Genomic DNA, 6637 nt, shown 5'->3' with positions numbered 1-6637 from the left:
AGAGCAATAGGTAAGGCTTTGATATCATCTCCACCTTTTCCCCTGCCCCACACCGTACGTGAGACTTTCACCTCATACGGCGCTCCATCGCAATTACTTCAGTTGATTCATATCCTTTATTAATCCTACTTGATTTGTTTCATTAACCGTAGCTAGTTGGATAGGCTCCAACTTGGTCGTTTTTCTTAGTTTATTAAGCTTTTTGAGTTGTTTACCATCTAGCCGCAATTGGCTAGACAAGTAAGATATGGTGTCAGGGTTTGTGGCATGTACCAGCTTGTGGGCCGGTGTCGTAAGCAGGATTAGATTTTGGTAGTTATCCTTGCCACCTAGCTTCCTAGGTAGCTTGTGGTGGCAGTGTATGTCACCGGGTACCAATTCTTGACCTGTTAATCCACATTTGCCATGTTGCCCGGCATACAAGGATATTCGATTATCATTGTATTCTAGGCTGGCATTTCTAACCGGATGGGTCATTAGATAGTGCATGACTTCATCGCTTCCTGACTTGGGAATTTTCTTTTGCAAGAGGCCCCTGCCTTCCGGTGTGTATTGACAGGCTCCAGCTTTTTGTGCCATTGGATTACGGGACTTGTAAAACCCTATGGGTATTACCGGTTTACCGTTTATCCACCTTACCTGTTTAGATTTACCATATCGCTCTTTAAGCTTAATGTTGTCTATTTGTCCCTCTTTCTTGAGGGCTTTACCAAACCGATTTTTAAACTTAATGCTAGTTGTCCTCTGTATTTCAGCAAGGTCTTTGGTCACATTATTGGCAATGCCATAGTAGTTTTGGATCCCCATAACCATGGAATTGTATAGGTCTATTTCAAGGGCCTGCACTTTTCCGCTTTTTGGCTTCTGGATATTCTTTAGCTGTTTTGACAATTGCTTTCTCGTATTGGCTTTAGTCTTGTCACTCATTCGGGCATTGACTACCCATTTATGCGACTTAGGCTGGAGCTTTAACTTGAAACCAAGAAATTCGCTGTAGTTCTTCTTGAGGTTGACAATTTTTGTCTTTTCAGGCGAGATTTGTAGCTTTAACCGGTGGCTGAGCCATTGGGTTATAGCGTGCTTCAAGAGGACAGCTTCTTTGCGTGTTTTGCAGAAGATTTTGAAATCATCTGCATAGCGGACAAAGTAAAATTCCTTGAGCTTTGTTTTACGCATTGCCGTATATTCGCTACCTAGGTTTCTGTTGCCGTTCTTATTGTATTGCGGCTTTGGTGGCTTATTTAGTTGCCGGTGAAAATCCTTCCACTGACTAGATAGCCACCAGTCCAATTCATTTAGAACCACATTTGCCAATAAGGGAGATAGGATACCGCCTTGGGGTGTTCCCTTGGTAGGGTATTCTATTTGCCCACTTGGCAATACAATAGGCGCTTTTAGCATTTGTTTAATAATTTGCAAGAGTTTCGTATCCCGGATACCTAGTGTCCAAAGTTGACGCATAAGCTTTCTATGATTGACTTCATCAAAGAAAGACTTAATGTCAAAGTCAATGGCATAAGTGCAGTGACTTCTCTGCATCAGTCGGTAGCACTCATTTATGGCGTGCTCTGCACTCTTGTTAGGTCTGAAGCCATAAGAGTACGGACTGAACTTAGCTTCCATGATAGGCTCCAGTATTTGTAGAATGGCTTGCTGGGCAAGTCTATCTTCAATACAGGGAATACCTAGAGGGCGCTTCTTGCCATTGGGCTTGGGGATTTCTACTCGTCTTACTTTCTTCGGTTGGAGCCATGAGAGCTTGCTTATCATTAGGTTGAGGTAGTCCTCATCTGATAATCTTGCAATGTCCTCAATGGTTTTTCCGTCCGTTCCCGGTGTATGACTGCCCTTGTTGCTTTTAATGGTTCTATAGGTCAGTTTCAGGTTGTTAGGGGAGACAATTAGCGACCAAAGGTCACCAAAGATTTCTCCGGCCTTACTTCTGGCATATAGGTCATCTTGCAATTCTTGCATGTCGTAATACCGGGCTTTTGTGGCTTTGTGGTTTGGTTTTTGATTTATCAAGTTAATTTCCACTTATACATCACCACCTTATCTGTGATGACAATTTCTATTGTCATACTCGACTTAGTGGATTCATAAAGGATTGATTTACTTCAGTAACTGTGACTTGAGGCTATTCCTCCGTGTCCATTGCAGACATTTCATCGGTCATGCCTCTACTCTCAATCGGACAAAAGCAAGTTATTCCCGGGAGGGGTGTTCCTTGCTGCCGGCCTGCTGTAACACGTTAATGGCCGTTCCAACCTTTCCACGTTCCAATAACTCTATCTGTACATATAGCCTTAGGTGCTTCCTATAAGCCTGCTACCTGGATGCCGCCTGTAACGACATAAAGCATTTCATGGCGTTCATTCTTACTTTACTTCAGTAGCAACACATCCGTGTTCGGTGCATTTCTGCATCTTGCAAATCTAGACCCGTACATTCGGAAGTTCGTCAGTGCCTGTGGCACATTCTCGCCATAGCTATTTTATAGACCCCCGGCATATAACTAGCACCGTCCACCTCTGGACAGCTTTCCACAGCTTGGCCTGTTTGGGCTACTCTCTGCCGTCTTCACCGAGCTTCTAACCCCTGAATGGTTACACATTCTGACGCTAGCCGGAGTATTAGGGAAGGCGTTTCAGGGCGTTACCCCTTCGTTCCACCTTTTGAGTTATTAGTTGTTCTCTTAATTAAGAGTCAGTCTTTTACCCTACTAATCGGACTGCTTACGCAGGTTATCTCTATTTCTAGGATAGCTTAATGGTTATAGACCAACGTGTCGCACGACCGCTTTGCTAAAAAGGCTCAGCCAGATCCACCAGCTGCCCTAGCCGAAATGAAAGCCGTCAAGAAATGGCCACCCGCTATGTCGTGACCAGTTAGCGGCGGGCCATGTGCCTAAGCCGGCTTATTTGACCGACATAAAGAATGCCTAAGTTATCCTTTTATATCCCCAAGCCCTTTAATCCCAGTTTTTCACTCCAACCCCTTTACTGACAAGACAGATGTATTGTCAATTTTTATTTTTATGGTATGATAGGCTGGTAGCTTTTTTTTTGGAGAATTTCAGTCAAACACGATAGGAGTAATCATGGAGCGTAAAACATTAGATGCCTTAAAAAACGAAAAAGATGCTGTTATTCTAGCCCACTATTATGTGGACGATGACGTGCAAGCGGCCGCCGACCATGTCGGTGATTCCTTTACCCTGGCCAAGCTTGCAACCACCATTGATGCCAAGCGGATCGTCATGGCCGGCGTTTCTTTTATGGGGGAAACGGTTAAAATTTTAAACCCGGATAAGCAAGTCTACCTGCCGGATCCTAAGGCCGATTGTCCCATGGCCCACATGGTGACCATCCAGCAAATCAAAGAGATGAGAGAAAAGTACGAGGACTTGGCCGTCGTTTGCTATGTCAATTCCACCGCAGAAATCAAGGCCAATTCAGACTACTGCTGCACCTCTTCTAATGCCGCTAAAATTGTCGGGGCCATCGAGAGCAAAAATATTTTCTTCATACCGGATGGAAACTTAGGCCGTAATATTGAAAAGTTTTTCCCGGAAAAGCACTTTATTAACAATCAAGGCTGCTGCCCAGTTCATGACGGAATTACTCCCGATTTAATCAAACAGCTAAAAAAGCGCTATCCTGATGCAGCCATCCTTGCCCATCCGGAATGTAGGCCAGAAGTCCTCGACCTGGTCGATTATAAGGGGTCCACAAAAGGGATGATAGAGGCCGTAAAAGACTTGAATAAAGACCTTAACATCATTATTACCGAAGAGGGCCTGCGCTACGAATTAGACAAGACCTATCCCGATAAAACTTTTATCTTCCCGGAAATGATCTGCGAAGGCATGAAACGAGTGACCATCGATAAGATCATTGATGTGTTAGAAAGCGGAAAAAATGAAGTCCATGTAGACCCTGCCCTCGCCGAACGCGCCAAACTTCCCCTTGACCGGATGCTTGACATTTGCAGCTAAAAAGTTTTGACAAGGAGGCCAGCCGTGACCAATCGTTTACCCTTTTTCCTCATCGATCCTTATATCTTAACGGCCTTAAAAGAAGACATTAACGAAGAAGACATCTCCACCAATGCCATTATCGACGCAGAAGCAAGGGGCCATGTCAAACTGCTCGCCAAGGGAGACGGCATCATTGCCGGGCTTCCTGTTTTTGAACGGGTCTTCAGCTTACTGGACCAGCAAAGCAGCCTTGAATTTTTCAAAAAAGACGGAGACCCGGTCCGCAAGGGAGACCATATTGCAACGGTTCGCGGCCAATTACGAACCCTGCTGACCGGCGAGCGCGTTGCCCTTAATTTTTTGCAAAGGATGAGCGGCATTGCCAGCTATACGCGACAAATGGTTGATTGTCTGGGCGAGAGTAAGAGCAAAATCGTCGACACCCGGAAAACAACGCCCAACTTCCGTCTTTTTGCAAAATACGCCGTCACCGTCGGCGGCGGTGGCAACCATCGCTACAATTTAACAGACGGTCTCATGCTCAAGGATAACCATATTCAGGCCGCAGGCAGCATTAAAGCCGCCGTTGAGAAAGCAAGGAATTATGCTTCTTTCGTCCGTAAAATTGAAGTGGAAGTTGAAAGTATGGACCAGGTGGAAGAAGCCCTGGAGGCAGGGGCCGATATCATCATGCTCGATAATATGACCCCGGAAAAGATGAAAAAAGCCATCGAGCTTATTGGCGGACGCGCCCTTGTAGAGTTATCCGGCAATATTGATTTAACCAATCTGCACTTATATAAGGACCTGGGGGCAGACATTATCTCAAGCGGAGCCCTGACGCACTCAGCCCCGGTCTTAGACCTATCCATGAAGGAGCTTGGCCGTGACCTTGAGTAAAGATGAGAGATTAAAAGCCCTGACCAAACGCTTAAAAGAAGCTCCCGGACCGATCGCCGGAGATGACTTGGCCAAGGCATTTGATGTTTCCCGACAAGTCATTGTCCAAGACATCAGCCTATTAAGAGCCAAGGACGTCCCCATTGTATCCACCAACCGGGGCTACTATATAGAAAGCAGCAAGGGCTATCGGCGGGTCTTTAAATGTCAACACCGAGATGACCAAATCACTGACGAACTCAACCTCATCGTCGACCTGGGCGCCACTTGCGAAGACGTCTTCGTCGAACACCGCTTCTATGGCAAAATCAGCGCCCGGTTGGATGTGAAATCACGAAAAGATGTTAAAAATTTTATGGACAATATTTACAACAGTGTCAGCAGGCCCTTAAAAAACATTACCAACGGCTACCATTTTCACACAGTATATGCTGATGATGAGGAGACCTTGGATGAAGTGGGTGACATGCTGGAAGAAAAAGGTTTTTTGGTAAAGTAATCATCCTATGGAGGACAGAGTACACAATGAAAAAATTAGCTATCATCGGTTATGGGGCCTTAGGTAAAATTTTAGTCTCAGCCGTCTTGAATCATTTAAAGGAAGATTATGAGCTCATAGGTATCTATGACCGCATTTTAGAAGGCGACCACATTGAAATAGGGGGCACCAGCCTACCCCTCTTTGATAATTTTGAGGCCGTCTTAACCAGCGATGCTCAAATCGTCGTTGAAATTGCCGGTGTTGGTGCCGTGCAGAGCTATGGCGACCGCATTTTAAAAGCCCACAAGGACCTGGTTATTACCTCTGTGGGTTCCCTGGCAGATGAAGACCTTTTTGCCAAGCTCAAAGAAAGCGCTAAGCAGGCAGGGCAAAAAATTCACATCACAAGCGGTGCCATCGGCGGTTTTGATATTATGCAGACCCTCTTTCTCATGGGAGACGCAAAAGCAGAAGTCCAAAGCACAAAATCGCCAAAAAGCCTAAATGGCGCCCCTTACTTAAAGGGCAAGGACCTGGCCACCGACAAGGAAGTCATCGCCTTTGAAGGCAATGCTAAAGAAGCCATTGCCGGATTTCCCAAAAACACCAATGTCAGTGTAGCCGCCGGCTTAGTCACCTGTGGTGCAGAAAAAACACAAGTCCGCTTAATCAGCCAACCCGGCAAAGAGGGGAACACCCACCAAGTGACAGTAGAAAATCCCCAAGCCAAGGCCGTTATTGAAATCAGCTCCAAGATTGACCCTAAAAATCCTAAGTCCAGCGTAACCGCAGCCTGGAGCGTCGCTGCCTTACTCAAAAATTTAGCCTCACCCGTTCAATATTTTTAATCGACCTGGCCGGGCCCTCATTAAGTGGCGAAAAATAAACCTCATCCTCAAAAATAGGTACAGATAAGCATATAAAGAATAGAAGCCTCCCTATTCAGGAAGGCTTCTATTTTTATGTACCCGCAGGTGGCCGCCTGAGAGTGGTCTATATATTAGCGCCGTATGAGCTTGTGTCCGCCATACCCCTGACGGCAGGGGCTTCTACCCCCAAATAGGGCAACAAAAAAACGCCAGGACGGATGTCCTGACGTTTTCTTATGTACCCGGCAATGACCGCTTGGGAGTGGTCTACATGTTGGCGCCGTATGGGCTCGTACTCGCCATACCCTTGACGGCAGGGACTTCTACCCCAAAATAGGTCTAGCCAGGGTAACGTAAAAAACGCCAGGACGAATGTCCTGACGTTTTCTTATGTACCCGGCAATGACC

Annotated in this window: 6 protein-coding genes; 4 read left to right on the top strand and 2 right to left on the bottom strand. The window is 46.0% G+C overall.

The genetic code is table 11. The features are described from left to right. Nucleotides 1-93: 93 nt before the first annotated feature. Entirely contained in the window at nt 94-2025 is a 1932-nt protein-coding gene (gene ltrA, locus BLQ16_RS09475; RefSeq protein ID WP_423230815.1) for a group II intron reverse transcriptase/maturase, read from the bottom strand. Between the two features lie 1075 nt (nt 2026-3100). Between ltrA and nadA the strand changes: the two genes are divergently transcribed. Then, nucleotides 3101-3997 (top strand): quinolinate synthase NadA, encoded by an 897-nt coding sequence (gene nadA / locus BLQ16_RS09470; protein WP_091792474.1) that lies wholly within the window; start codon nt 3101-3103, stop codon nt 3995-3997. Here nadA and BLQ16_RS09955 read toward each other — a convergent pair. Next, nucleotides 3994-4050: a KxYKxGKxW signal peptide domain-containing protein gene (locus BLQ16_RS09955; protein WP_144019703.1), complete on the bottom strand. Its 57-nt coding sequence runs from the start codon at nt 4048-4050 to the stop codon at nt 3994-3996. The two genes, nadA and BLQ16_RS09955, sit on opposite strands and share 4 nt — an antisense overlap. On the opposite strand from BLQ16_RS09955, the gene nadC reads away from it, so the two are divergent. Genes nadC through BLQ16_RS09455 form a run of 3 tightly spaced genes read left to right on the top strand, consistent with a single transcriptional unit; the run spans nt 4049 to nt 6208 of the window. Continuing rightward, the gene (gene nadC, locus BLQ16_RS09465; protein ID WP_091792475.1) at nt 4049-4879 is read left to right on the top strand and encodes a carboxylating nicotinate-nucleotide diphosphorylase; all 831 of its coding nucleotides are present in this window, start codon (nt 4049-4051) and stop codon (nt 4877-4879) included. The genes BLQ16_RS09955 and nadC overlap by 2 nt on opposite strands. Continuing rightward, the gene (locus BLQ16_RS09460; RefSeq protein WP_242868995.1) at nt 4866-5378 is read left to right on the top strand and encodes a transcription repressor NadR; all 513 of its coding nucleotides are present in this window, start codon (nt 4866-4868) and stop codon (nt 5376-5378) included. Before nadC ends, BLQ16_RS09460 begins: the two co-directional genes overlap by 14 nt. A gap of 26 nt (nt 5379-5404) precedes the next feature. Then, complete coding sequence (locus BLQ16_RS09455; protein WP_091792473.1) at nt 5405-6208, top strand: aspartate dehydrogenase domain-containing protein; 804 nt, start codon at nt 5405-5407, stop codon at nt 6206-6208. Nucleotides 6209-6637 lie beyond the last annotated feature (429 nt).

The sequence above is a fragment of the Peptococcus niger genome (assembly GCF_900101835.1).
GTDB classification, from domain to species: Bacteria; Bacillota; Peptococcia; order Peptococcales; family Peptococcaceae; genus Peptococcus; species Peptococcus niger.
Note: the sequence above shows the minus strand (reverse complement) of the source record. Positions and strands in the feature narration are given on the sequence as shown.